This window comes from Allocatenococcus thiocycli, assembly GCF_921292965.1.
Classification (GTDB): Bacteria; Pseudomonadota; Gammaproteobacteria; order Enterobacterales; family Vibrionaceae; genus Vibrio; species Vibrio natriegens.
In genome coordinates this window covers 145,054-169,491 of the sequence record NZ_CAKLCK010000045.1, presented here as the reverse complement: position 1 = coordinate 169,491, position 24,438 = coordinate 145,054, and the positions used below count along the sequence as shown (strand labels likewise).

The 24,438-nt window shown below is 42.0% G+C and carries 23 protein-coding genes and 2 pseudogenes; 9 read left to right on the top strand and 16 right to left on the bottom strand.

Annotation, left to right across the window (positions count from 1 at the left end):
* Window positions 1–13: 13 nt before the first annotated feature.
* The 3 genes from L9Q40_RS19205 to L9Q40_RS19195 all read right to left on the bottom strand — a co-directional run bounded on the left by L9Q40_RS19205 (window position 14) and on the right by L9Q40_RS19195 (window position 2,220).
* Window positions 14–1,600, bottom strand: a complete 1,587-nt coding sequence (locus L9Q40_RS19205) for an AbgT family transporter (RefSeq protein WP_014232776.1) — start codon at window positions 1,598–1,600, stop codon at window positions 14–16.
* Between the two features lie 229 nt (window positions 1,601–1,829).
* Entirely contained in the window at window positions 1,830–1,955 is a 126-nt protein-coding gene (gene ykgO, locus L9Q40_RS19200; RefSeq protein WP_005380299.1) for a type B 50S ribosomal protein L36, read from the bottom strand.
* Window positions 1,956–1,965: 10 nt separating this feature from the next.
* Window positions 1,966–2,220 carry a type B 50S ribosomal protein L31 gene (locus L9Q40_RS19195; protein ID WP_020335158.1) on the bottom strand — a complete coding sequence of 85 codons (255 nt, stop codon included), beginning with the start codon at window positions 2,218–2,220 and terminating at the stop codon, window positions 1,966–1,968.
* A gap of 136 nt (window positions 2,221–2,356) precedes the next feature.
* On the opposite strand from L9Q40_RS19195, the gene tsaA reads away from it, so the two are divergent.
* From tsaA to L9Q40_RS19175, 4 genes are all read left to right on the top strand, one after another.
* Window positions 2,357–3,067, top strand: coding sequence for a tRNA (N6-threonylcarbamoyladenosine(37)-N6)-methyltransferase TrmO (gene tsaA, locus L9Q40_RS19190; RefSeq protein ID WP_498794254.1), 711 nt, complete (start codon window positions 2,357–2,359; stop codon window positions 3,065–3,067).
* Window positions 3,068–3,178: 111 nt separating this feature from the next.
* Entirely contained in the window at window positions 3,179–4,894 is a 1,716-nt protein-coding gene (locus L9Q40_RS19185) for a proline--tRNA ligase (RefSeq protein ID WP_329350418.1), read from the top strand.
* Between the two features lie 196 nt (window positions 4,895–5,090).
* On the top strand, window positions 5,091–5,297 hold the full coding sequence (locus L9Q40_RS19180; RefSeq protein WP_014232780.1) for a YaeP family protein: 207 nt from the start codon (window positions 5,091–5,093) through the stop codon (window positions 5,295–5,297).
* On the top strand, window positions 5,297–5,488 hold the full coding sequence (locus L9Q40_RS19175) for a DUF4250 domain-containing protein (RefSeq protein ID WP_015297152.1): 192 nt from the start codon (window positions 5,297–5,299) through the stop codon (window positions 5,486–5,488). The genes L9Q40_RS19180 and L9Q40_RS19175 overlap by 1 nt, the downstream gene beginning before the upstream one ends.
* An 81-nt stretch (window positions 5,489–5,569) precedes the next feature.
* Here the strand turns inward: L9Q40_RS19175 and L9Q40_RS19170 are convergent, their stop codons facing one another.
* The 3 genes from L9Q40_RS19170 to L9Q40_RS19160 all read right to left on the bottom strand — a co-directional run bounded on the left by L9Q40_RS19170 (window position 5,570) and on the right by L9Q40_RS19160 (window position 8,498).
* Window positions 5,570–6,934, bottom strand: a complete 1,365-nt coding sequence (locus L9Q40_RS19170) for a sodium-dependent transporter (protein WP_263837316.1) — start codon at window positions 6,932–6,934, stop codon at window positions 5,570–5,572.
* A gap of 279 nt (window positions 6,935–7,213) precedes the next feature.
* Complete coding sequence (locus L9Q40_RS19165; protein ID WP_498794240.1) at window positions 7,214–7,957, bottom strand: YggN family protein; 744 nt, start codon at window positions 7,955–7,957, stop codon at window positions 7,214–7,216.
* 61 nt (window positions 7,958–8,018) lie between these two features.
* The gene (locus L9Q40_RS19160; protein ID WP_440878167.1) at window positions 8,019–8,498 is read right to left on the bottom strand and encodes a GreA/GreB family elongation factor; all 480 of its coding nucleotides are present in this window, start codon (window positions 8,496–8,498) and stop codon (window positions 8,019–8,021) included.
* A 76-nt stretch (window positions 8,499–8,574) separates the two neighbouring features.
* Here L9Q40_RS19160 and L9Q40_RS19155 point away from each other — a divergent pair, with 76 nt between their 5' ends.
* Window positions 8,575–10,500: a RecQ family ATP-dependent DNA helicase gene (locus L9Q40_RS19155; RefSeq protein WP_498794239.1), complete on the top strand. Its 1,926-nt coding sequence runs from the start codon at window positions 8,575–8,577 to the stop codon at window positions 10,498–10,500.
* Between the two features lie 29 nt (window positions 10,501–10,529).
* On the opposite strand, the pseudogene dinB (L9Q40_RS19150) reads toward L9Q40_RS19155, so the two are convergent.
* Together dinB (L9Q40_RS19150) and dinB (L9Q40_RS19145) are read right to left on the bottom strand one after the other, a co-directional pair.
* Window positions 10,530–11,543, bottom strand: a pseudogene (gene dinB / locus L9Q40_RS19150) (DNA polymerase IV); the annotation flags it as partial.
* Window positions 11,544–11,731: 188 nt separating this feature from the next.
* Complete coding sequence (dinB, locus tag L9Q40_RS19145) at window positions 11,732–12,781, bottom strand: DNA polymerase IV (RefSeq protein ID WP_343362997.1); 1,050 nt, start codon at window positions 12,779–12,781, stop codon at window positions 11,732–11,734.
* Window positions 12,782–12,923: 142 nt separating this feature from the next.
* On the opposite strand from dinB (L9Q40_RS19145), the gene L9Q40_RS19140 reads away from it, so the two are divergent.
* On the top strand, window positions 12,924–13,088 hold the full coding sequence (locus L9Q40_RS19140) for a hypothetical protein (RefSeq protein ID WP_276396570.1): 165 nt from the start codon (window positions 12,924–12,926) through the stop codon (window positions 13,086–13,088).
* 869 nt (window positions 13,089–13,957) lie between these two features.
* Here the strand turns inward: L9Q40_RS19140 and L9Q40_RS19135 are convergent.
* A pseudogene (locus L9Q40_RS19135) lies at window positions 13,958–14,077 on the bottom strand (SIR2 family protein); the annotation flags it as partial.
* 326 nt (window positions 14,078–14,403) lie between these two features.
* Here L9Q40_RS19135 and L9Q40_RS19130 point away from each other — a divergent pair.
* Window positions 14,404–15,117 carry an AraC family transcriptional regulator gene (locus tag L9Q40_RS19130; protein WP_161609312.1) on the top strand — a complete coding sequence of 238 codons (714 nt, stop codon included), beginning with the start codon at window positions 14,404–14,406 and terminating at the stop codon, window positions 15,115–15,117.
* Here L9Q40_RS19130 and L9Q40_RS19125 read toward each other — a convergent pair.
* The 3 genes from L9Q40_RS19125 to L9Q40_RS19115 all read right to left on the bottom strand — a co-directional run bounded on the left by L9Q40_RS19125 (window position 15,099) and on the right by L9Q40_RS19115 (window position 17,651).
* Entirely contained in the window at window positions 15,099–15,974 is an 876-nt protein-coding gene (locus tag L9Q40_RS19125; RefSeq protein ID WP_498794238.1) for a DMT family transporter, read from the bottom strand. The two genes, L9Q40_RS19130 and L9Q40_RS19125, sit on opposite strands and share 19 nt — an antisense overlap.
* A gap of 16 nt (window positions 15,975–15,990) precedes the next feature.
* A complete protein-coding gene (locus L9Q40_RS19120) occupies window positions 15,991–16,869 on the bottom strand; it encodes a 2OG-Fe dioxygenase family protein (RefSeq protein WP_025621643.1) in 879 nt (292 codons plus the stop codon).
* A 479-nt stretch (window positions 16,870–17,348) separates the two neighbouring features.
* Window positions 17,349–17,651: a hypothetical protein gene (locus L9Q40_RS19115; RefSeq protein WP_062854507.1), complete on the bottom strand. Its 303-nt coding sequence runs from the start codon at window positions 17,649–17,651 to the stop codon at window positions 17,349–17,351.
* Between the two features lie 387 nt (window positions 17,652–18,038).
* Between L9Q40_RS19115 and L9Q40_RS19110 the strand changes: the two genes are divergently transcribed.
* The gene (locus tag L9Q40_RS19110) at window positions 18,039–18,245 is read left to right on the top strand and encodes a hypothetical protein (protein WP_062854498.1); all 207 of its coding nucleotides are present in this window, start codon (window positions 18,039–18,041) and stop codon (window positions 18,243–18,245) included.
* Between the two features lie 162 nt (window positions 18,246–18,407).
* Here the strand turns inward: L9Q40_RS19110 and L9Q40_RS19105 are convergent, their stop codons facing one another.
* The 3 genes from L9Q40_RS19105 to L9Q40_RS19095 all read right to left on the bottom strand — a co-directional run bounded on the left by L9Q40_RS19105 (window position 18,408) and on the right by L9Q40_RS19095 (window position 21,715).
* Entirely contained in the window at window positions 18,408–19,415 is a 1,008-nt protein-coding gene (locus L9Q40_RS19105; RefSeq protein WP_498794237.1) for a Swt1 family HEPN domain-containing protein, read from the bottom strand.
* A gap of 393 nt (window positions 19,416–19,808) precedes the next feature.
* The gene (locus L9Q40_RS19100; RefSeq protein WP_498794236.1) at window positions 19,809–21,191 is read right to left on the bottom strand and encodes a DEAD/DEAH box helicase; all 1,383 of its coding nucleotides are present in this window, start codon (window positions 21,189–21,191) and stop codon (window positions 19,809–19,811) included.
* Complete coding sequence (locus L9Q40_RS19095) at window positions 21,185–21,715, bottom strand: VspR family transcription factor (protein ID WP_062854501.1); 531 nt, start codon at window positions 21,713–21,715, stop codon at window positions 21,185–21,187. Before L9Q40_RS19095 ends, L9Q40_RS19100 begins: the two co-directional genes overlap by 7 nt.
* A gap of 104 nt (window positions 21,716–21,819) precedes the next feature.
* Between L9Q40_RS19095 and L9Q40_RS19090 the strand changes: the two genes are divergently transcribed.
* Window positions 21,820–22,164, top strand: coding sequence for a helix-turn-helix domain-containing protein (locus L9Q40_RS19090; RefSeq protein WP_062854502.1), 345 nt, complete (start codon window positions 21,820–21,822; stop codon window positions 22,162–22,164).
* 610 nt (window positions 22,165–22,774) lie between these two features.
* Here L9Q40_RS19090 and L9Q40_RS19085 read toward each other — a convergent pair.
* Window positions 22,775–24,391: an ArnT family glycosyltransferase gene (locus L9Q40_RS19085; RefSeq protein ID WP_498794235.1), complete on the bottom strand. Its 1,617-nt coding sequence runs from the start codon at window positions 24,389–24,391 to the stop codon at window positions 22,775–22,777.
* Between the last annotated feature and the right edge of the window lie 47 nt (window positions 24,392–24,438).

Sequence of the window (24,438 nt, the reverse complement as noted above, 5' to 3'; positions counted from 1 at the left end):
GAGGTGCTTTTTATTACGGCGTGTAGTAAGTTGCCGCGCCTGGACCTACTGGTAGACCAAATACGAATACCCATAGGTAGAACAGCACACTCCAACCTACGATAAAGCAGATTGAGTAAGGTAGCATGGTCGCGATTAACGTACCGATACCTAGATTCTTCATGTAGCGAGTTGCAACCGCTAGAATCAAACCAAAGTAACTCATCATTGGTGTGATGATGTTGGTTGTCGAGTCACCGATACGGTAAGCAGCCTGAATAGTTTCAGGTGCGTAACCCACTAGCATAAGCATTGGTACGAAGATTGGCGCTGTTACAGCCCACTGTGCCGATGCAGAACCGATCATCAGGTTGATGAAGCCACACATTAGAATGAATGCGAAGAACAACATTGGACCAGTCAGACCGATGCTTTGCAGGAAGTCTGCACCCGCAACTGCGAATACCTGACCAAAGTTCGTCCATTTAAAGAAAGCAACAAACTGCGCTGCAAAGAATACCAGTACGATGTACATGCCCATAGAAGACATAGATTTAGACATCGCATCGATAACATCGCGGTCAGTTTTCATCGTGCCTACAACTTTACCGTATACAAAGCCAGGGATAGCAAAGAATACAAAGATGAAAGCAACGATACTTTTCAGGAATGGTGAACCAGCAATAGTACCTGCGTCAGAGCGTAGAACGCCGTCTTCTGGAACGATTGTCCAAGCCAATAGTGCTGATACTGCCAGAATTGCAATACCTGCCAGTTTCAGACCTTTCTTTTCTAGGTCTGTCAGGCCACCCATTTTGTCTTTAGACAGATCTTCTGAGGCTTCTTCTTCGTTGTATTTGCCAAGTTTTGGCTCAACGATTTTCTCAGTAACAAATGCACCCATGCCTGCAATAAAGAAAGTAGAGACAAACATGAAGTACCAGTTTACTTCTGGGCCTACTGTGTAGTTTGGATCGATCATTTGAGCTGCAGTTTCAGTGATACCTGAAAGCAGTGGATCGACCGTACCGATAAGTAGGTTTGCAGAGTAACCACCGGATACACCAGCAAATGCAGCAGCAAGACCAGCAAGAGGATGACGACCTAATGAGTGGAAAAGCATTGCAGCCAGTGGAATCAGTACCACGTAGCCAAGCTCTGATGCTGTGTTAGAAATGATACCAGCAAAAACGACCGTTACTGTAACCATGCGCTGAGAAGCGCCCATTACAAGACCACGCATCGCTGCTGAAAGTAGGCCTGAGTATTCTGCAATTGCAACGCCAAGCATTGCTACAAGTACTGTACCTAACGGTGCGAAACCAACAAAGTTTTTCACTAGGTTAGTAACGATAAGTTGTAGACCATCAGCGTTAAGTAAGCTGACAACGTGAATCATACCGTCTGCGGAACGACCACTTGCACCCTCTGGACGAGGGTCCATAACTGAAACTTCGAAGTAACCAGCTATGCCCGACATCACCAAAATGGCTAAACAGAAAATGGCAAATAGTGTAATCGGGTGGGGTAAAAGGTTCCCCAAATATTCGACAGTATCCAAAAAGCGCGTAAACAGCGGCTTTTTAGGCGTGTTTTGTTTAATTGAAGCAGATGAACTCATCTGTTCCCTCCTTGTTTTTATTCCTATGCAAATGTGACAAAGTTGTCAAAAAGCGAGCGAAGGGTACTTGAGTAAAGAGTCAATTCAAAGTCAAAAACGTTACAAAGTGTAACTAATAGACAAACATTTGACCACTTAATATTAAAAATGCAGATATTTCATCCATATAAAACAGATAACTCAACACTATCAATTAAACAAAACCATAATCAACCGAGATAATATATTGCTACTTCTGTACGGCCTTGAATCTAGGGTTCGTTTTACAAATAACGTACAGACGCCCTCTTCGTTTCACTATTTGGCAATCTGGATGACGGCTTTTCGCACTCTTTAATGATTTAACCACTTTCATGTTTTTCTCCTTATTCTTTAGTAAATTGCCCAAAACGACGATTGAAGTTAGCAATACGTCCTTCAGCCTGAACCACACGCTGTTTGCCCGTGTAATACGGATGAGATGCTGACGACACATCCAAAGTCATGTACGGGTACGTTTTACCGTCTTCCCATTCGATGGTTCGGTCAGTTTTAAGGGTTGAACCAACAACAAAATATTTATCTACGCTGGTGTCGTGGAATACCACTGGGCGATATTCAGGGTGGATACCTGGTTTCATCGTGTTTTCCTTTTGAGATTTAATGTTATGTTATAACATTTTAATTAATAACTATTCTCAAAAAGAAATGCAAGAGAAATTTGTGGTACTTTCTGCATTAATAGTTTTTGCGTGAAGATACTTAAAGATGTCCACTATGTATTCCATTGAGCCAATCGGCATCATTGAAACTCCATATAAAGAAAAATTCGCGGTTCCTCGCCAGCCACGTTTGGTTCCCGCCGCAAAAGCAAGAGTAAAACTATTAGGCGACGCAAATAGCCCAGAAGCGGTCAGAGGATTGGAGCAGTTTTCTCATGTGTGGTTGCTGTTTCTCTTCGATCAAAATTTAGAGGCAGGCTGGAAACCGACAGTCAGACCACCACGTCTAGGCGGCAACGAAAGAGTGGGCGTGTTTGCTTCTCGATCGACTTTTCGACCAAATGGCATCGGTATGTCAGCCGTGGAAGTAAAAGGCGTGATCAAGCAAGGTGACCAAATCTACCTGGAGCTAGGCAGTGTTGATTTAGTTGATGGCACACCGATTATCGACATTAAGCCCTATATCCCCTACTCGGATTCAATTCCAGATGCGCAAGGTGGTTATGCGGGAGAAGAACCAGAAAAATTGCCTGTTACTTTTTCTTCGCAAGCTCTCTCATCACAAGCGTTAGCAATGGTGAAAAAGCAATCCAATAGCGATAATGTACTGTCAGTGATCGAACAAGTCTTAGCGCAGGATCCTCGTCCGGCGTACAAGAAAAACAAGCCAGACAGCAAAGAATATGCGGTAAATTTGTTCGATTTAAACGTCAAGTTTACGGTTAAGGACAACTTAATAACGGTTACCGCGATCGAAAGCTTTTGACAAAGCCAATTGGCTGATATTATAGGGGGCTAACAAATTTCCCATTGTGGGACTTCCATACTCTCGTCAGCACTGACATGAGTAATTAACTTAAATAAACGGATAAATTTAATGCGTACCAGTAATTATCTTCTTTCTACTCTGAAGGAGACTCCAAACGACGCAGAAGTAGTGAGCCACCAGCTCATGCTACGTGCAGGTATGATCCGTAAGCTGGCTTCAGGTCTATACACCTGGCTACCTACTGGTCTACGTGTAATGCGTAAAGTCGAAAACATCGTTCGTCAAGAAATCGACAATGCAGGTGCAATCGAAACTTTGATGCCCGTTGTTCAGCCGTTTGAACTTTGGGAAGAGACAGGCCGCAGCGAGAAAATGGGTCCTGAACTGCTTCGCTTTACTGACCGCCATGAACGTCCGTTTGTTCTTAGCCCGACCGCTGAAGAAGTGATCACCAGCTTGGTACGTAACGAAGTAAGCTCATACAAGCAGCTTCCTTTGAACCTGTACCAAATCCAGACTAAATTCCGTGATGAACGACGCCCACGCTTTGGCGTAATGCGTTCTCGTGAATTCTCTATGATGGATGCCTACAGCTTCGACATCGACAAAGAAGGTCTGCAAAAGTCATACGACGCAATGCACGATGCTTACTGTAAAGCCTTTGACCGTATGGGTCTGGATTACCGTCCTGTACTTGCAGATAGCGGTGCAATTGGTGGTAGCGGCTCTCAAGAGTTCCACGTACTGGCTGAAAGTGGTGAAGACCTTATCGCCTTCTCTACTGAGTCAGACTACGCAGCGAACCTTGAAAAAGCAGAAGCTTTGGCACCTGCGGACTCAGCGCCAGCGCCAACTCAAGAAATGACACTGGTAGACACACCAGATGCGAAAACCATCGCACAGCTGGTAGAACAACACGGTCTTGCGATCGAAAAAACCATCAAGACACTATTCGTTAAAGCGTCTGATGAAGTTGATGCACCGATCATTGCCCTACTCGTACGTGGTGACCACGAACTTAACGAGGTAAAAGCAGAAAACCTTCCACAAGTTGCTGCTCCATTAGAAATGGCAACAGAAGAAGAGATTCGTGCTCTTGTTGGCGCAGGTCCAGGTTCACTTGGTCCGGTTGGCCTTAAACTGCCATTCATCGTTGATCGCAGCGTAGCGGTAATGAGTGACTTCGCTGGCGGTGCTAACATCGACGATAAACACTACTTCGGTATTAACTGGGGTCGTGACGTTGAGCTTGGCCAAGTTGAAGATCTACGTAACGTGGTTGAAGGTGACCCAAGCCCATGTGGTAAAGGTACTCTACAGCTTAAACGTGGTATCGAAGTTGGCCACATCTTCCAGCTAGGCAAGAACTACTCTGAGAAGATGAACTGTGGCGTGCTTGGTCCAGACGGTAAAAACGTTATTCTGGAGATGGGCTGTTACGGCATTGGTGTTACTCGCGTAGTTGCTGCTGCTATTGAACAGAACCACGATAAGTACGGTATCATCTGGCCAGACGCGCTTGCGCCGTTCCAGGTAGCAATCGTACCAATGAACATGCACAAGTCAGAAGAAGTGAAAGAAGCGGCTGAGAAGCTGTACGCAGAACTGACCGCTATGGGTGTTGAAGTACTGTTTGATGACCGTAAAGAGCGTCCGGGCGTAATGTTCTCTGATATGGAGCTACTAGGCGTACCGCACACGATCATCATTGGCGATCGTTCAATGAAAGAAGGCAACTTCGAGTACAAGAATCGTCGTAGTGGTGAGAAAATAGCCGTAGCAATGGCTGATATTGTTGAGCACATTAAAGCTCAACTACAATAAGTTCTAAACAAATCTTGTTGTTAGAAAGGGTTGGCTTCGGTCTGCCCTTTTTTATACCTATAGCCCCCCATGAACCACCTTTGATTAATCCATGCTCAATGCGAACAACTAATTGAGGCAAGACAAGTCTCTGCTTTGAGTTTCAAATCGGCTATGTGTATATTTGAGAGCAGTTATCACTTTTAAGGATTATGTAATGCAAGTATACGGCTGTTGTGAACTAGTTCGTGAGCTTTACGCTCAAATCGGCAGTGGCGATCAAGCTTATGTGCCACAAGCAATTTCTTGTGCAGTAAAAGCGTTGAATGACGTTGCTGCAAACGAGTCATTACCGCAAGAAACTCGTGAAGCTGCAGCATTTGCCGCGGCAAACTTACTGATTTCTGATTTTGAGGATAAGTAATGAATCTAGCGAATTTTGAGTCTATGGATCCTGTGATGCTGATGAGCATCGTCAACATGAAGCTACGTGATGACTTTGGCGGCGATTTGGATAAGCTAGTGGCTTTCTTTGATATAGACCGTACAGCGCTGGAAGCAAAGCTGGCAACTGCAGGTTTTGATTTCCTTCCGGAAGCTGGTCAGTTCCGTTAATACGTTAGCTAACCGAAAGAATACAAAAAGGGCTTGATGAACAATCATCAAGCCCTTTTCTTTTATCTCTGAATCAGTCGATTATCCGAATGAAGCCCAGATAACGGTAGCCACAAGCACTGGACAAACAAACTTCACGTAAGCTGGCCATACTTTACCAAACCAGCCTATAGTAAACTCTGGGAAGCCTTGTTCAAGCTCTTTAATCTTCGAGTTACGGCTCCATACCCAGCCACCAAACAGACAGAACAGTAACGCCGCCGTTGGTTGTAAGTACTGAGTCGCCACGGTTGCTACCAAGCCAAACATAGCGCCGAAGTTATAAACAATCACGACACTGAAAAGAGCAATCAAGCCGCCAAGAACCCAGCTGGTTCCGCTGCGTTTGGTATTAAAGCGTTCACTGACCAGCGCTACCGGACACTCAAGCATAGAAATAGATGATGTCAGCGCAGCAATTGTCAGCAATAAGAAGAACACGATTGAGAACAACTGGCCAAGGAGGCCCAAGCTATCAAACATCAATGGTAATACCGTAAATACCAAGGTATCCGAGCTAAGCAACGAGCCATCATCCGCGTAAATCTGAACACCTTTCTGCATCGCTACGAACATCGCAGGCATAACGACCAGACCAGCGATAAATGCTACGGCGGTATCTACTAGAGTCACGTTCATCGCCATTTTAGGCAGGTTCTCTTTTTTGCTTAAGTAAGAACCGTAAATCAGCATCGAACAGCCACCAATGGTCAGTGAGAAGAAACCCTGCCCCATTGCAGCCAAGATAAGCTTTCTGTCCCAAACTTTTTCAAAGTCCGGTACCAGGTAATGCTTAAGGCCTTCCATTGCACCGTTTTGTGTCATGATGTACACAAACAGCAAGCCAAACAGCACAAACAGTGCAGGCATCAAACGCGTTGACCATTTTTCGATACCTTCTTTAACGCCACCCTGTACGATCAAAACGGTGAGAACATAAAAAGTAATCGTACCGAACAGGTTGCGCTCTACACTGAATCCTTTGAACCAAGCAGTCACTTCTACCAAGCCCATGATGTCAGTGATCGCACCAAGTAAAAAGCAGATCAACCAACCGCCAACAATGGAGTAAAACGCTAATACCGCGCTTGGTACACTCAGACCGATCCAACCAACCAGACCACCAAATTTCTTAGCGACAGGGTTATGAGTCAACGCACGCATGCTATCGACTGGGTTTGCCTGACCATGACGACCAATCGCCATTTCAACCACAAGCATCGGGAAAGCGACGATTAGAATCATCACCAAGTAAACTAACAAGAATGCACCACCACCATTGCTGGCAGCCTGCGTTGGAAAGCCCCAAATATTGCCCAGACCCACGGCCGCACCTGCTGCAGCTAAAATGAATCCGAGACGAGAGCCAAAATGCTCACGAGGCTGAGAAGAATTTTGTTGTGTCATACCACTCACACAATACATCAATGAACTAGTTGGCTAGTACATTATAGAAATATCAACTAATCAGCAAGAGCAAGTAGGTTAAATACTCGACAACAAGAACGATCAGAAGAAATTCAGTTTGTAAAATATTACGTACATCCCAAAGTTTGTCGTAGTGAGGCATTTGATGCTCAGAGATCACCTAGCAGAACGTTCAATAAAACGTCAGCTATGTGATGGTTTAAATGCCCATATAGCAAAAGAGCGCACAATGTCGCTCTCTTTGGTTATGTTCAGAGGCTAAATCGTAAAGACTCGGTAATCTTTCAGCTCTGGGATTTTCTTCAGGACGTTATCCTCCTGAGCGGCCATATCATCGAGTGAGTCACACAACTCTTCCGCTTTCTGCTCTATACCTTGCGAGTGCTCATTGATACGTTGTTCAACTTTTGCACTTAACTCCGTCATACTTTCTGACAGCGCCGTCAGATTAAGCCCGTCTTCTTCTTGCATCTTTTTCGACAACGCTTCAAACGCACTTCCCAAAAACTCTTTGTTGAAGATTTCCTGAGCTTTAGCAAAATCGTCCGTCCAGCTTTGAGTCATCGATTCAAAACTTTCAGCAGGCAAAATAAAGTCACCGTCTTTGTAGTAGCGCGATTCTACGTCTTCAAAAAATGTTTTGACCGATGCTTTTACGTTGTCAAAAGCGTCAGGTGCATCCAGACTCGCCGCGACATCATCGATGATGGCATTCGCCAGCTCTAAACCATCACTCGCCAATTGTTTAGCCTGAGGGATGTAAGCGTTCATTTTCTCTCGATAACCTTCAAGCGCGGCTTTCTGGTCAGAATCAAGTTCGACTTGCTCCCCTTTAATAAACAGGTTGTTATCTTCATCGACAACTGCACTATCACCAGTAGTCTGATGAATTTCCAAACTCTGTCCATCCAGGCGAACTTCATTATTGATGTCCACACGACACTGCGCTGAGTAGCCAGAAGCACTCACTACCAGCAATGAAAGTGTAAGCAGTTTCTTCATGTCTTTCTCTTTTATCCAACTTTACTACTGTTAAACATAACACTGGGTTATAGATTTGATGTCAGAAAACCGTCACCACAGCATAACTAATTGTTTTGTCGGCAATTTTAATATTGACATCATCGCCCTCTTCTTTCCCCATGAGTGCTCGACCTAGCGGGGACTTCGCCGTTAAGACAAAAACTTGTTTACCTTGCCACTCAACGGTTAACCCACCTGAGCAAGGGCCGATGAAAAAGCACTTTTCAGTCAAGTCATCGTCTTCCAGTAAGACGACAGCTCCGACGCCAATCGGTGCGTCTGTAAAGTCTTTAACCACTAGCGAACGGTACTGGCGCAATTCTTCTTCACTCTCCTGAACTCGCATTGCCTGACCATGAGCAAGATAGGAAGCCTCCAACGCCAAAGTGTCGTACTTGTGTTCTGGTACCGTTTCTTCATCCGTCGCGGCATCAATAGCTCTCTGAGTAGAAGCGTGTGCAACCTGAAGTTTTTCTTCCAGCTTTTGAATGATTATTTGGACTAACTCTGCTTTGTTCATACTTTTAAGACGCACTTTTAGCACAAAGATTATGGTATTGTGCCCTAGTTTATCATCAAAGGAAGGTTTACCTATTATGCAAAGTATTCCGTTGCAGCAAACACTTCAATCTGTGTTTGGTTTTGACTCATTACGCTCAGGCCAACAACCTGTCATTGAAGCCGTGATGAATGGTAACTCAGCAGCGGCAATCTTTCCGACAGGTTCCGGTAAATCACTTTGTTATCAGCTACCCGCAACTCAGCTGCCAAACCTTACTTTGGTGATCTCTCCCCTACTTGCCCTAATGAAAGACCAACTTAGCTTTTTACAAAGTAGAGGCATTTCGGCAGCATCCATTGATAGTAGCCAAAGTCGGGAAGAGTCTCAGCAAGTCATGGCCGGCGTGAAAAACGGCCAGATAAAAATTCTGATGATTTCAGTGGAGCGACTCAAGAATGAACGCTTCCGTGAGTTTATCCGTCAGATCCCAATATCATTAATGGTGGTAGACGAAGCACACTGTATTTCCGAATGGGGGCATAACTTTCGCCCTGATTACCTGAAATTGCCGCAATATCAGCGAGAACTGAACATTTCCCAATCCTTGCTGCTTACCGCTACAGCAACACCCGCCGTTATTGACGATATGCAGCAGAAATTCAATATCGCCAGTGAACATATTACCGTTACGGGCTTCTATCGTCCCAACTTAGATATTTCAGTGGTGCCATGCCATGAATCAGAAAAACAGACTCAGCTAAATACTATCGTGGCCACCCAGCCTACCTTGCCAACCATTGTCTATGTGACTCAACAACAAACAGCTGAGCAGGTGGCAAAATCGCTAATTCACATAGGCATTAACGCCCATGCTTATCATGCTGGAATGAAGAGTGACGTCCGGGAAAAAATTCAGCAGCAGTTTATGGATAGCCAAATCGACTGTATTGTCGCAACGATTGCCTTTGGTATGGGCGTGGACAAATCGGATATCCGCCGTGTGATTCACTTCGACCTGCCGAAATCAATCGAGAACTACGCACAGGAAATTGGTCGAGCCGGACGTGATGGTCAACGCTCTGAATGTATTTTACTTGGTAATACATCTGGTCTGACGGTACTGGAGAACTTTGTCTATGGTGACACCCCTGAACGTACCTCCATCAGCTATGTATTAGAGCAAGCGCGTGAACACACTCCTCAGTGGGAAGTCGTGCCACTGCGCCTGTCTCGCGACAGCAATATACGCCAGTTACCGCTAAAAACACTCTTGGTGTATCTGGAATTAGAAAAAGTTATCGAGGCCAAATACAGCTACTTTGCTGAATATCGCTTCAAGTTTCTCCAAAATCAGCAATTTATTCTTAATCAGTTTCAAGGGGAACGACGCCAGTTTGTAGAAGCCATTTTCACTTGCTCAACAAAAGCCAAAGTATGGTGTCAGGTAGATTTAGACGCACTCTGGATGCACTATCAATCAGAACGAAGCCGTGTGGTCGCGGCACTGGATTATTTCCATCAAAACGGATGGATTGAACTGGAGAGCAAACAGTTAACCGATGTGTACGCGGTTCTTCCGACTCAACAAAGCTCAGAGACGCTGGAACAACATCTTTACGAGCTGTTTCAATCTAAAGAGCGCAAAGATATCGAGCGTATTCATACGATGTTGGGCTTATTTCAATCATCAGAGTGCTTAAGCTATCAGTTGGCACACTATTTTGCTGATCACAACGCGCCTACAGAGTGCGGTCATTGCTCTGTTTGCCGTGGTCAAGTCGCGGTGTTTCCGGCTCAGTCAAATGAACCACCAGAACATGAACAGGTCGTATCCTGGGTGAAGGAGTTTGTACAATTGTCTCCGACCACCATCAGCAATGAGGCAGTTGCCCGGTTCCTATGTGGGATTAGCACACCGCTTATCAGCCAACTTAAAGCGACAAAAAAATCCGGATATGGCGCGATGGCCAATGTATCCTTCGATAAAGTCATCGAGCTCGTGAATGACGCCCGCGCTTAAAGGAAACAGTTAGTTAATAAAAGCCGCGCTTAGAAGAAGCTGAGCTGGCGAGCTTGCGTTTCCGGCTTGAGCATCACACTCAGGCCTAAAAGGCGGATTTCTCGTCCCTGCTGACGCTTGAGAATATCTTTAAGCAGAGTTTTGAAGTCATTTAACTCAAGCTGTGGATGGATGTGCTCAATCGTCGTGAGCTGAAAATCGGCGAACTTCACTTTTATGCCTTGCTTGATGATCGACTTATCAGGGCTAGCGCGCTCTAATCGTTTCTCAAGCTCAGGATAAAGCTTGCTTTCTATTACCTGCCAACATTCGTCGTAAGTGGAGATATTCTGGCTAAACGTGCGCTCCACACCGACAGACTTTCTCTCTCGTTCAACGACCACTTCTCTGTCATCAATTCCCTGACTCCGTTTCCATAACGACGCACCTTGGCGGCCAAACTGACGCAGCAACTCTCGGTAATCACTGTTTTTAATGTCTTCACAAAGGTAGAAACCCGCTTGATGCAGTTTTTCCAAACTGACTTTGCCCACACCCGGAATTTTCTCCAATGGTAATTTGTCCACGACTTGCTGAACTTTGTCTGGAGTAATCACAAACTGACCGTTGGGCTTGTTCATATCTGACGCGACTTTGGCGAGAAACTTGATTGGTGCGACCCCTGCAGAAGCCGTCAAACTAAGCTCATTCCAGATATCTTTTCGAATGGCTTCAGCGATAAGTGTCGCGGAACCGTGGCATGCTGTGGCATCAGTCACGTCCAAATAGGCTTCATCTAAAGATAGGGGTTCAATAATGGGGGTATAACGTTCAAAAATCGCTCTAATCTGCTGAGAAACCTGTTTGTAAATATGCATACGGCCCGGTACAACCACAAGGTTAGGGCACAGCTGTAACGCCCTTGCAGTCGGCATCGCACTGCGCACGCCATACTTGCGGGCTTCATAATTACAGGTACTAATCACCCCACGCTGTTTCTCATGTCCGCCCACAGCAAGTGCAATGTTTCGGTAGTTTGGGTTATCTCTCATCTCTACGGCAGCGACGGTTAACTCGTAGGTGAAAAATGTAAGTTTGACTGAGTGAGTGAGTGAGTGAGTGAGTGAGTGAGTGAGAACGCTTTTATAACTTAGGTTTAGATACAAGTTTTAACTTACAAAAACCCCTTACAAAAAAATCCGAGAAATTTATGTAAAAAATGGGCATTTCGTTAAAAATTCACTTACAAAAATCACAAAGGGAGGTTTAACTGGTCTGTAGATACTTTGGGCTCAACACCAACATTTAAACCAATCAAACGAACCCTTCTCCCCTGTCTTCTGTTAAATGCTTCTTCACATAACCTAATAAAAAACTGCTTATCAAAAGCATCATGCCTATGTTCAACTGTTGTTTGCTGAAAGTCATTAAACTTAATCTTCACGCCAAGCTTTGAAATAAACTTTCCTTCAAGCGCTTTCTCCAATCTTTTTTCCAATTCTAAAAACAAGGGATCAATTGCTAAAAGGCATTGCTCTAAGTTATCAATATCACTGAAGTAAGTTCTTTCGACCCCTACTGATTTTCTTACCCTCTCAACAACAACAGGTCTATCATCTATTCCGTGACACCTATCCCAGAGAGTGTTACCGAATTTACCAAATTGACTAATCAGAATATTCCTATCGGCCTCTTTGACATCTTTACCTTTAAACAAACCAAGCTTATTAAGTTTTTCTAAAGTAACCCTGCCCACACCATTGATCTGACCTAAGTCCAAATTATCAATAAATGATTGAATTTCATCAGGCGTAACAACGCAAATACCATTTGGTTTATTCACATCTGAAGCGACTTTAGAAACAAACTTTAATGGGGAAACTCCTGCCGAAGCCGTTAAATTCAATTCAGTTTGAATAGATTTACGTATGTCTTCTGCAATTAAAGTTGCTGAACCTTGAAACAGCTTAGAACCTGTAACATCTAAATACGCCTCGTCTAACGATAGTGGCTCTATTACATCCGTATACCGTCTAAATATTTCATGGATTTGCCTAGATACCGCCTTATACTTTTCCATATTTCCAGACACTACCGTTAAGCTTGGGCAAAGTTGTAACGCTTTTGCTGTAGACATAGCCGAACGCACACCAAAAGCTCTCGCCTCATAGCTACAAGTTGCAATAACGCCGCGACCATCTTTCCCTCCAACAGCTAGAGGGATTCCACGTAAAGAGGGGTTGTCCCTTGCTTCTACAGAGACATAGTAACTGTCGAGATCTATATGGATTATCTTTTTCATTAGTGAAAGTTCACTATACCCCTGAAATGTTTAGTAAGGCGATGCCATCACTGACAGATTTAATTGCTCAAAAAACCACCGTCGAACATGTGTATTTATACAGTATACTATCATAGCGTACCCATCACAAAGGAGGATTTGTATGCAAGAAGAATTGCTCTATTTTATCAATGCGAAAGCGAAGATTTTGGGCGTGTCGCCAAGTGCGATAAAGGTGGCTTTAGCCATGAAGTGCTTACTGGATGAAGAAGCTGCCGATGACCCAATTTCATTGATCAGAGACATCGGCATAAACGATATACATTAATGCATAACGTTGGTAGCAGCGTATCTTTGGTCGGAGAGCTGACACCAATCTTATTCTAACAAAAATCAGCTTCATCAAAACTAGTATCGGAAGACAATAAAGTTTGATCGGAAAAGTGCCTTTCAAACACCTCTTAGGCGATTAAAAGGTAAAGTTTGAGCATTTTTGGGGCGCATTGCTAACCGAAACACTGTAGAAGTGCCAATAAAGCTTGATCACAAAGCTTGATCAATCTCTCTAGGAAGCTTTTGGACAATTCTGAGTCAGCGAGATTTCTAATTTAGCTATCCCTGAATAACTTTTCGTATCCCAAATTGAAGAACAGCGCCTCAGTTTGATAGACCTAATCGGAAAGACGTTGGATAGAAGCAACCATCGCCTTTATTAATTAAGGGCTATTTAGGCTTATTAAGGTGTGTGTTGTCCTTTGCCTTTATATATTCTAACTGCCGCTTGAACGCTGAGGCTCGTTTATCAATAAACTGCCGTAGTCGTAATCTAGATATTCCGTAAGCGGGTTTGGTTTCAAGTTATGGTGCAAGTCCAATTTCATTGATTTTAGTTCGACAAACTCTTTGACTTTACCTATGCAAAAGGAATCATTGCTAAAATCCCCAAAAATATAAGTAAATACGTTAAACGTAATACAGTTTTAACTTTTCTATATAGATAAATTGACTTATCCGTTTTGAACTCAATCACCGAATTACCTGATAAAATTTCATTTTGCACTATATATACAATCTGCAACGTTGTAATTTTAAGACCCAGTTCGCCTCTCAGTTTAGAAGATATGAAGTAGGCGTATGTTGACATTGAAAAAACCAAAACAAATAGAATAAAAAAAGCCACCTCTACCACTTTTTCAACTCTCCTTTCATTGATGTAGCCAGAGTCGGTAAAAGCCCATATGAAGCACTAGAGCCAATCAATAGGATGACATTGTTCTGCCAAATATCATTAATGTTAATTTCTTCTATAGATTCCATGCTTTGTATTTAATGAATTATGATTTCAGCTATTGTACAGATTAAGTAGTAAACGGTCAGTGATTGAAGCTACAAATCAATATGTTAAGTGCATGAACGCTAAGAGTACGTTGTGAAATTAGAGATACTTACCTCCTATTGCTTAGAAAAAGTAAGCCAAATTATCCAGCTTGATGAGTTACTAAAAATATTCTAACTCGTCTTGGGGCAATACTGAGTTACAGTCCATAAAGCACCCAATCTCTTCAGATCAAAGAGTTATTGCTATTATCATATACTAAAAACAACGCCAACAAGCCCTATCCATATGTTATTTAAGGAAAATAATGAGTTCAAAAATAACCATGAGAACTTATAACAAGTACTCGAAAGGACATTCTCACAAATATCATCAAATCGTGCTCCCTACCAAAGGGTACATTGATTTAATCTTAGATGGAGAAGTTTGCACTATCGCTTATGGTGACTGCATAATCATTAGATCCGGTTGCTACCATGAATTTAAAGCACGAGAAGATTTCCGATTTCTAGTCATCGATATTTATGAACTTCCCGACTTTCTAAGTCACATTCAAAGTACCGTTATCCGGCTTGATGAGTCAGCCAATACGTTTGTTCGATATGTTGAAAAGCAACTTGAGGTGGATTCTATCGAAGAATTAGAAGAATCTATTTTGTCACTACTATTCGCGATCCTCGCTAAACAAGATCTCGGGAATAAAATCGATTATCGGATCAAAAAAGTCATCCAGTATATCAATCAAGATTTATCCAAGAACTACTCTATTGAAGACTTGTCGGCAGTAGCATGCTTAAGCCACACACAATTCAAAGTGGTTTTTCGAAAAAATATGGGGCAGACGCCTTTCAAGTATCTTACGAAATTACGCATGGAGAATGCTAGAGTATTGCTCAACAATACTGACCTGCCAATATCAATAATTTCAGAGAAAGTGGGCTTCACTTGTCAGTCTTCATTCACCCGTTGCTTCAGTAATCATTTTTCTCAATCACCGAAACATTATCGTGCCAAGCGTTGAACTTTTTCAGCAGGAAAACGACGATAGAAGACAATGGCCAACGCAACAACAAACATCCCGACTATAGTGAGCAGACTGATTTGAGTGCCAAATAGCGCATAATCAAAAAAATATGCCAATAACGGTATCGCATAAAATAACACGCTAACTGATGATGCCCCATCTTGCTTGGTCATGTGCATCAGCAACAACAATGCCCCTACTGAAACCCCCACAGACATCCAAACAAGTGATATCAAAAATTCTGGCGTCCAAATAATACTCCCCCCAACCAGAACGTTGATCCCCATAAGAATGGGGGTAGCTAGTACACTCTGGCACATTGCACTCAATAACACATGACTGACAATACTCGCTTGCAACACCGTACCAAACGTTATAGAAAAAAGAGCAGCAATGCCAAATACCACTCCATATGCCGCTAATTGCGTGAGGTCTTTCGCGCCATAAATCGAAATCACTAACCCGAGAAAACCCAACAGCAAAAGTGCCAACTGACGACGACTGACTTGTTGCTTACATAAAAATGGGGTTAGCAGCGGTTGTAAGCCCAGAATTAGTGTCACCAACCCCGGAGAAATTCCGGTATCAATCGCCAAAAAATAAAATGACAGATAACAAACTTGAAGAAGTGCCCCTACCACCAAAATTCTTCGTAGCTCAGTTTTTGAAGGGCTACGAATCAATGATGGTTTACGGTAAGAGTAAAACCAAAACAACATTATTAAGCAACACATGGAAACCAAAGATCGGGCTGCTAGGAAGCTCCAAACTGATGCGTATTGAAGCCCGAACTTAACCACCACCGCACCACTACTCCAGATAAAAAGAAATAGGAAAGGAGCTAACTTATTCATAATCAAACTCATCAGCTTAAACGTTAAGATTAAAGCTTATCGGGTAGTCTGGATGCGCTTTTAAAGAATCATAAGGAAATGAGACGTGCCCCTCCAATGCTGGTTTCCGAGTGAAAAAAATCAACATATCTCTTGTTGCATCTTTAGCAGGATTGGATGCTTCTACTGCCGTCAAGCTATGTTTTCTCTCATTATCGCAAATCAACAAAGTATCAAGGAAGTTCAAATGTTGTTTCTCATCCAATATAAATGTCGGATCAGCTTCGTGCCATTTTAATGCGTTTTTTTCTTTCATATGATGAATAAAGGTTTTGGCGCTATGGTCTGTCATATTTTTGTGCCCCAATAATGTTGTCATTGTGTGGTCAACACCATCAGTATGTACTCCCTCTAGAGCAGGCTCACCGACCAAGCTTGGAGAAGTAACTGTACGCAGATGGAAAACTGTCGACACCCAATTTGGAGAATCGTAGTTCAAATACTTTCGTGGAGCCGTTGCGACATCATGGCAAACAAGGTGCTTAAATAAGAGTAAAGATTGGAAGATAGAATTATGTTGTAGTCGGTCATTTAAGCCTCGAAAATGTCTAATATCCCCCGAATCATGGCGAACAAAGTCCTCATCAAAAGATAGAACAAATGGTTGAAACTCTGTTCGATAACAACATTGCTTTTCCAAGTTATAGCAAAACCTTCCATTTCTTGAACGTCTAAATGCCAACGTTGGATCATTAAATAGCTGCTCACTAATTACTTTCATTTCCTCCACATGAGCTGGATTTGCCCCAAGCTCTACCAAAATATTTAATAATTGTGTTCCTGGAATAAATACACTCCGATAGTTGATATAACTTTCCTTTATTTTCTGTATAGTTTCTTGAGTCGATTTTTTCATTTACTAGCCGTAACGTCTTATTATTTGTTAGTGAATTAATTAAAGCCCATAACAATCTCTTACATAAAAAAATAAGTTAGAGCAATTTCCAGTCACAATATAAACAATCTATTACTTATAATTTATACTTAAAGGACGGTAATCTTTTGAGAAAAGGCGGAAGTGATAACGCAATATTTAACGTCAAAGACATGAATAACGACTAGAAAATTTAAAGTGAGCCATCTATCTGGGCCTGTTTTAATATTCAATTTAGCTTGGAGATACAGAAAATCAGAACAATTTTTTGCAATGACGGACTTTTTGTTAGCAGGAAGTTAATTAGTATGTTTCGTCCACTTAGATTTTGGTCGCAACTCACTTTGGGGCATTTTTGATTCAGGCTAATTTGTGCAGAAGTAATTTGTGCAATAGGCTGTTGCACAATTTGGCCAGATGGAAGTTATTGCAACAGTCCAACTGCCGAGAAATCCGTATTGCTAGTTAGTGCTATGAGAGCGATCTACACCAAAGTTTTCATCTGGAAGGTCTTGCTCATCATCGAACATTACAATGCTTCGACGATGCTCCTTTAGAGCAGATAACGCAACTTGAAAACAACTTTCACACATATCAAGGTGGTGAGTAATGCCGTCCATTTTTGACCCAAAACCCCAGTTGGCAGTCAGTTCACCAACCTCTTCTAACTGAACGCCATTTGAATCGACCATCACGCTAACACCACAAATATCACAATGTCGATCAACAACGACCTCTATCGTTTTTTGTCCATAAACTTTCATTGTGAACTCCTGTCGCTGATAAGATTAATCATTACTTGGATGTTAGCCAGTACCAAATAACGACCAAGTAGTAGCTGAAAATTATAGCTGTCCTAAAGGCAACTGAACAACAATTACCAAAGTCACTGAATAATCATCGTGACTCAACGAAGTAGCCGCTTATGTAGCCACGTTAAACGTATTAGCAAAAACTAAGTCATATGACAGAGCATCAGGGAACAGGCTCAATTGACGCTGGCACACAATGGGGCAGAAGCAAGTTTGCCAGCCCAGTACTTACTTCTTGCAGACACCGAAAACGAAAGGGCAAAGATGAGTTGACCTAAAAATTAAGCTCCTGAGTGCTAGACTGACAATAAAAATAAACAACTAAATCAGGAGAATACCATGATGATAATATATCAGCGTGATAACGTAATAACTGTTACTGATAATTTACTCGTTTATATCGAAACCCCATTTACTGACCGCACTTTAGATTTAAAAAATAGTGATGTTATAAAAGATCTCAAAGAAACGCTGCATGATTGTAATGAGAGCTTGGATTGGCTCGCCGATTTCTTGAAAGAAAAATACCCTGAATGGTTCATCTAAAACCGAATATAACTATAGAAATAAGGGGAAAAATGCCACCAATGATATCGGCAGCACGCCTCTCGACAAAAATTTGTCAACGCCTTTACTAAATGAGCAATTCATAAATAAATACAAGTATGAAAAGTCGTTTAACTCAGTGTCCAGTTTTGATGGTGCCGCTCAGTTTTTGATAACGTTAAAAAATGAGCATGGCATATCAGGACTAAGAAACGTTAAAGGGTTTCTAGGGCCTACGACATACTCTGGCCATTCTTCAGATAATTTCTGTACAGTTTGATCATCAACGTTGATCGTTCGATGAAGTGTCATTGAATTTTCAGTTATCTGAATCAAACAATCAATTAGCTTACAAACTTTTTCACTACCAATTAGAGCAGGAATGGTCACTCGAATACTACTTGAAAATGTATCTAAGCAGATATGAATTATGTCTGCTTTAAATTGACTTGTTTCCGCTAAAAACTTTGAATATTCAAACTGCTTGTTCTCTCGCAAATGGATAGAAACGTCATAGATATAGCCAGATGTACCGTCAATTACCTCAGATTTTTCAGCCCAGCGCCGCCGAAGATAATTAATAGATACTATATATCTCAGGCCAGTGGGAGCGGTTCCTATTTTCGCCCATTTATTTGGCGCAATTTCTTTAAACGAAAATGGGTCGAGATGAATATACTTTTTAGAAACTGGATCCCTTTCTGGAGGTAATATTGGCTGGGGATTATTATAATCCGTACAAAATTTCCAGAACCCTTTGTCAATATCCCTCATAAGTTGCAGTAGTCGTTCGATATCATCGGAATGCCCAGCTCTGAAATGAGCTACTCTATTCCTTATATGTATAATTTCATCTAGCTTGACTTGCCATATATGCTTCGGAGGTAAATACTCCGAAAATAGATCCCAGTTATTTTGAATTAGTTTAACTAGCTCTGGAAATGTACTGAAGCTTAAAGGATTATCATCGGCTGTTGGTATATGGGTAACAGCTTTATCTGTTTCATAGGTGTTTTTAGTTATCCGGAAATTAAACCAGTTTCTACCTTTCTTAGATTTTAATTCAACATACACCATCTCCCTCAACCATCTCTCAAGTTGCCAAAGACGAGCGTATAAAACAAGTGAACTCTTATTCAATTCAGATATTTTTTCCAATTCTGAAAACATAGTACCTCATTTTAATTGACAGAATAGCCGCCAAATCAGTAGACACGCCTCAATTGGCAATTGGGGAGTCCAAACTAATAGAATAGGCACATATTGATTCATTATGAAAACTAGGTCAAACACAGACTTATGAAGCTGTGATGAACAGTAGATCCAAATGATAAAGGGCAGGTTTGAGTTGCGCTGCCCTACTAGTTGTGTGCCCTACTAGTTGTGTGGCAGCTTACAGGCTCCGTATCCAAAGGTTTAGGTTCAGCATCCGTTCTAGAGCCTCGGTTTGTCATGAAATCACCTGAAACACTTTCAACATCAGCAAAGGACAACCAATTGAAACTGCTGGTAGCGGTGCAAGAAAAACCTACACAGACCTAAAAATTTTTTGATCTTATTCAACTACGTTGATGAAAATGCTGAAATCACTCTCTGCTTAAACGCTCCAAGTCGCAGCTCATCAAACGCCGCTAAAGCCGCGTATTGATTGCTTATACCGCCTGTGCCACTTCCCCAAGATACATTTGTACTTTGGGTGCTTTGCGATTCAAGCAACAACCTCTCATCATTCAAATGATTTCGTTGATATGATAGCTCAGACTCTATTGGTTTCCCCATATGCGCGTACAGACAAGACTCAGGAATATCATCCTCAATTCTCTCTGCAAACTGGATGAGGCTTTGCTCTGCAAACGTAAATAGCCAAGCTTGCTGAGGCGTTGAAGAGTTGATCCGAAGAATACGTCCTAACACCTGCCGGAAGTACAGCTCAGTTTTGACCGAACTCATGTGGCAACATACTTGAAAGCGCGGAATATCAGTCCCTTCGCTGATCATACCAACACTTACAATCCATTGGGCATCACTTTGTCGATAACGTTCTATTTCAGCTAAAGGCTCTTCATGTCGATAGGTAACAATTGAAACGGTTTGGCCGAATTTTTGAGAGAGAATTTCTTTAATTGCTTGCGCGTGTTGAACTGAAGCTGCAACAACTAATCCACCGGCACTAGATGAGTCAAGTCGTATTTGGGCTAACCGTTCACCCCCTAAACCAAGTAGATACTCCATGGCCTCTTGGTTATGTATAACACTCTGGTAAGACACTTTCGTTTGCTTCAGCATCTCTAAGATTGATGAAAAGGATTCCATCTTCTCACTGCTACTAACAGACAAGTGTTCATTATCGATCAATACGATTTTAGGTGCTCTACAAACACCATCATCGATAGCTTGTTTTAGAGTGTATTGATAGTCAACAAGGAGTTGCCCGTCTGGATCGCTGTATTCACCCAATACAATCGGTAAAGAGTCTGAGCGCCACGGTGTTCCTGAAAGCGCGAGTGTAAAAGTAGCAAGCCCTTGTATCTTTGTGAGAACTTGTTGACCCCAGATGTTCGCATTTTCAACCTCAGAACCAGAGCAGTGATGAATCTCATCAAATACGACAAAGACCCTATGGCTTCTCAATGTTTGCCAAAACTCTACATTAAGGAACTGGATAGACTGGTAAGTTAGGGATTGCCCAATTGATCCCATACCACCGTTAAACGTACAACCAAGGATTGAAGAAAATGTTTTTTTAATACCATCAGACACCGTCAAAGATGGCGAGAAACATAATATAAGATCTACCATATCGTTTTGCAGTAGCCTTGATGCGATATTCGCGGCAAGAACTGTTTTACCAGCGCCAGGAGTGGCTTGGCAAAAGAAGTGGGAGTGATTCATTGTGTATTTTTCTAAAGCTTTGTCTGAGCATTCACTTTGCCATTTTCTTAGCATGGCCCACTACCTGTACTCAGAGTATTCAGAACGGTTGTCAAAGCATTTATTTTACCGAGCAATAAAGCAGCCCGTTCCTTAGCTTGCTGATGAATCGGAGCGAGTCTTTTTTCTAGGTTAGGGAATCGAGATACTATCGACTGGTACTCATCCATCTCTCCAAGTACGATTTCAAGTTCGCCTTTATACTCATTACGCTCGTTGAGCAGAATGGAATAATCTTGGTCAGTAGTTTCGTGGTTTATTCCTGATTGATGATTTAACACTCTATAGTCAGATTGTTCTTTAAATTGTTCCGTTTGAAAGTAACGTTTGTTTCGCCCTGTGCCCTCATATCGTAACCAGTTTTTCTGTTCAAAGTTAAAAATTGCTCGATACACCTTTTTTCGAGCTTCAGTAGAGTCAGAACCACTATCTTCGAGTGATAACCACAGATCTCTAGCTTCTAGCACGGTGAACCCATCTAACCCATGTTCAATCAATAACTTGTGCATGATCGCACTGATTCTTCGAGAACGTCTCATTTTCTAAAATCATACTCACCAAAAACTAAGGATTGCTTAGTATACAGAAATTGGTAAAACTAAGAAAATCTTAGTTACCTTGAGATCGTATGTATGAATAGTCAGTGTCGTTCATTAGCCCAATCCCAGAGCGCCTCAAAGAAGCGCGTAAAAAAGCAAAGCTCTCCCAAAAAGCCTTGGGAGTGCGTATAGGTATGGATGAGAGCTCTGCAAGCCCAAGAATGAATCAGTACGAAAAGGGCAAGCATACACCCGATATAGGGACACTTAAGGCATTAGCAGATGAACTGGGTGTGCCTTTGAGCTACTTTTTTTGTGAAGATGAGATTTCTGCTGAACTAGCTATGAACCTGAATAAGCTATCTGAAACGGATAAGCAGAAGGTTCTTGAGATGACAGCTCGATTGATTGATGAATCGAGTGAAGATAGCAGTTCGAAAGCTCGTTAAGCGGTTCCAATGGTAACACCGGCTCTGTTTGCAGATTAAGAGTTATTTGCTGTTTAGGTAATCTAGCAGTAATCACAAATCTAGCAGTGATCGTTCTGGCACGTCTCTGGACAGAAGTTCGTTAGAGTTTCTACTTAATTTAGCAAAATACGGATTAAGTCAGGTATGGGAAAGTTAACCTGATGTTAGCTGTTAGTTATTGAAGAATGAACTCTGTTCGTCTTTTGATGTTCAGGATATCTTCTCACCTAAAAATTCTGATACTTCAGAAGTAATCGTTAGGTTTGTATACGTATAACCATACATTAAAAGTGACGTGGCAAAATGGTCAAGTTAACCAGCTAATTATCAATGTAGCATTTGATAATTAGCTGGTTAAACGCTTCATGCGAAAGCAATTTAGAGTTCAAAAACATTCCGTCATCGTCATACATAACAAGAGAAAAACGGCTAAACTATTTTGTGTACCCTGCAAGCAGCCACTCAGCCAGTATGTTTGATTGCAGATCTTTGTACGAACCCAACTCTATTTTATAGTTATCCATCGTGTTAAAGATTACCTTTAACTCCCAATCATCCATCACTAACTTGCCTTACTGAGTTACACTGCTTACTTAGATGCTTGTAATACTTTTTCGAGCTCTTTATTTTCGATAACGTACAGCCTCTGTCCACGGAAAGGGGTCGTGTATATCGCGTTTTCTTCTAGCGCTTTCGATTCATGACGTTGAATCCAGACAGTATAACCAGGCTCTGTTCTCAAAAATGCATCACGCTCTGCTTGGTTGGATGGTACTAGATGTAGCGGTATCTCCAATTTTCCCGCGTATCCAAAAGTATTGTGGTATTTCCCTATAAATGAGACTTGATTCCCTTCAGATTGCAGTTGATGGATACGTTGACCTGGCTCAGTTACGTCGTAAACATTCTTGAGTACAGGAGACAAACTGGCGAATAGCGCAGATAAACTTAATAGTAGAGCTCCAATGTTCAATGCCAAACGATCGATAGGAAGTGTTTTTTTCCACAAAAGTAAACCGATAAGTAGTAGAGGAAGAATTCCCCAACTTTGATACAAATCAGTAATCTCTGCGCTTCGAAACGCTTTTGAAACCCAAAATTGTGAACCAAAAATTACAATAACAATCAGGCTGAGAATACCAACAACAGCGAACTCTGTTTTGAATTTTCTTAAATCAACTTGCTTAGCAATCCAAACAGCGACAAAAGGAAAAGTGGGGAATAAGTAATGAATCTGTTTACCGCTAAAACAGCTAAAAATTACAAGTATAATCGCGAATAAGGCAAGACATAAGGTATCTCCGCGTTCAGTTACCACCCATGGGTGGCTACGCCAGAAACCACTTAAGAACAACCAGGGAAATAAAAGAGCAGGTAGTAGAAGCACGTACCAATAAAATGGTCTTGCATGAGCAAAAGAATTTTGCATTCGATCAACAGATTGCCCCCAAAATATTGCTCTAGCGTATTCTTCACCTCCGGATATGGCGGCAGGGATTGCCCACATTAAGATAATAGCGACAGAGATAAGAACAGCCCAAAGTACTGCTTTGAAAAAGGCTTTATTAATATTGGACGGCGAAGGGTGCCAAATACGAACTAACATTACAAATGGCAAAAAATGCACAAAAATAACAGGACCTTTAGTAAGCAGCGCAAACCCGATTGCAGTTCCGGTTAACCAAATCCATACTGGTCGGTTCGACTCCGAGTATTTCCACAGACTCAATATTGCCAGCAAATAGAATACCGTGAGTATTAAATCAAACATTATCATGCCCGAATACAAAAACCACCCTAAGAAGCTAAACAAAATGAGTGGGGACAAGACTTGTGCCTGTTTTGAATCGGGGTAAACTTTCCGAGCCAGTAGATTAACGAGAAAAAGATTTAACAAAGAAAAAACTGGCACCACCAAACGCGACACTGTTTCTGAAGTTCCGAATGCAGACCAAACGATGTTAAACAACCAGAACATAAATGGTGGTTTATGGTCATAGGGGCTTCCGTTTATGTGTGGTACTAACCAGTTTTTATCTAGCCACATTTCCCACGCGACAGATATATAACGGGTTTCATCTATAGGTAAGATAGGCCTAAAACTAACATTTACCGCTATAAAGACCAGCGCAGTGATAAATGTTAGCAGCCAATATTGCTTACTAGAGACACTAATAGGGTTAGGGTTAGGGTTATTTGTTAACATAGAATTGTTACTCACATCATAATAAAGATAATAAATCCATTTAATTT

Bases quoted from the DNA above. Each gene is read 5' to 3' on its own strand.
- L9Q40_RS19205 (WP_014232776.1), bottom strand. From the start codon at position 1,600: ATGAGTTCATCTGCTTCAATTAAACAAAACACGCCTAAAAAGCCGCTG.
- ykgO (WP_005380299.1), bottom strand. From the start codon at position 1,955: ATGAAAGTGGTTAAATCATTAAAGAGTGCGAAAAGCCGTCATCCAGAT.
- L9Q40_RS19195 (WP_020335158.1), bottom strand. From the start codon at position 2,220: ATGAAACCAGGTATCCACCCTGAATATCGCCCAGTGGTATTCCACGAC.
- tsaA (WP_498794254.1), top strand. From the start codon at position 2,357: ATGTATTCCATTGAGCCAATCGGCATCATTGAAACTCCATATAAAGAA.
- L9Q40_RS19185 (WP_329350418.1), top strand. From the start codon at position 3,179: ATGCGTACCAGTAATTATCTTCTTTCTACTCTGAAGGAGACTCCAAAC.
- L9Q40_RS19180 (WP_014232780.1), top strand. From the start codon at position 5,091: ATGCAAGTATACGGCTGTTGTGAACTAGTTCGTGAGCTTTACGCTCAA.
- L9Q40_RS19175 (WP_015297152.1), top strand. From the start codon at position 5,297: ATGAATCTAGCGAATTTTGAGTCTATGGATCCTGTGATGCTGATGAGC.
- L9Q40_RS19170 (WP_263837316.1), bottom strand. From the start codon at position 6,934: ATGACACAACAAAATTCTTCTCAGCCTCGTGAGCATTTTGGCTCTCGT.
- L9Q40_RS19165 (WP_498794240.1), bottom strand. From the start codon at position 7,957: ATGAAGAAACTGCTTACACTTTCATTGCTGGTAGTGAGTGCTTCTGGC.
- L9Q40_RS19160 (WP_440878167.1), bottom strand. From the start codon at position 8,498: ATGAACAAAGCAGAGTTAGTCCAAATAATCATTCAAAAGCTGGAAGAA.
- L9Q40_RS19155 (WP_498794239.1), top strand. From the start codon at position 8,575: ATGCAAAGTATTCCGTTGCAGCAAACACTTCAATCTGTGTTTGGTTTT.
- dinB (WP_343362997.1), bottom strand. From the start codon at position 12,781: ATGAAAAAGATAATCCATATAGATCTCGACAGTTACTATGTCTCTGTA.
- L9Q40_RS19140 (WP_276396570.1), top strand. From the start codon at position 12,924: ATGCAAGAAGAATTGCTCTATTTTATCAATGCGAAAGCGAAGATTTTG.
- L9Q40_RS19130 (WP_161609312.1), top strand. From the start codon at position 14,404: ATGAGTTCAAAAATAACCATGAGAACTTATAACAAGTACTCGAAAGGA.
- L9Q40_RS19125 (WP_498794238.1), bottom strand. From the start codon at position 15,974: ATGAATAAGTTAGCTCCTTTCCTATTTCTTTTTATCTGGAGTAGTGGT.
- L9Q40_RS19120 (WP_025621643.1), bottom strand. From the start codon at position 16,869: ATGAAAAAATCGACTCAAGAAACTATACAGAAAATAAAGGAAAGTTAT.
- L9Q40_RS19115 (WP_062854507.1), bottom strand. From the start codon at position 17,651: ATGAAAGTTTATGGACAAAAAACGATAGAGGTCGTTGTTGATCGACAT.
- L9Q40_RS19110 (WP_062854498.1), top strand. From the start codon at position 18,039: ATGATGATAATATATCAGCGTGATAACGTAATAACTGTTACTGATAAT.
- L9Q40_RS19105 (WP_498794237.1), bottom strand. From the start codon at position 19,415: ATGTTTTCAGAATTGGAAAAAATATCTGAATTGAATAAGAGTTCACTT.
- L9Q40_RS19100 (WP_498794236.1), bottom strand. From the start codon at position 21,191: ATGCTAAGAAAATGGCAAAGTGAATGCTCAGACAAAGCTTTAGAAAAA.
- L9Q40_RS19095 (WP_062854501.1), bottom strand. From the start codon at position 21,715: ATGAGACGTTCTCGAAGAATCAGTGCGATCATGCACAAGTTATTGATT.
- L9Q40_RS19085 (WP_498794235.1), bottom strand. From the start codon at position 24,391: ATGTTAACAAATAACCCTAACCCTAACCCTATTAGTGTCTCTAGTAAG.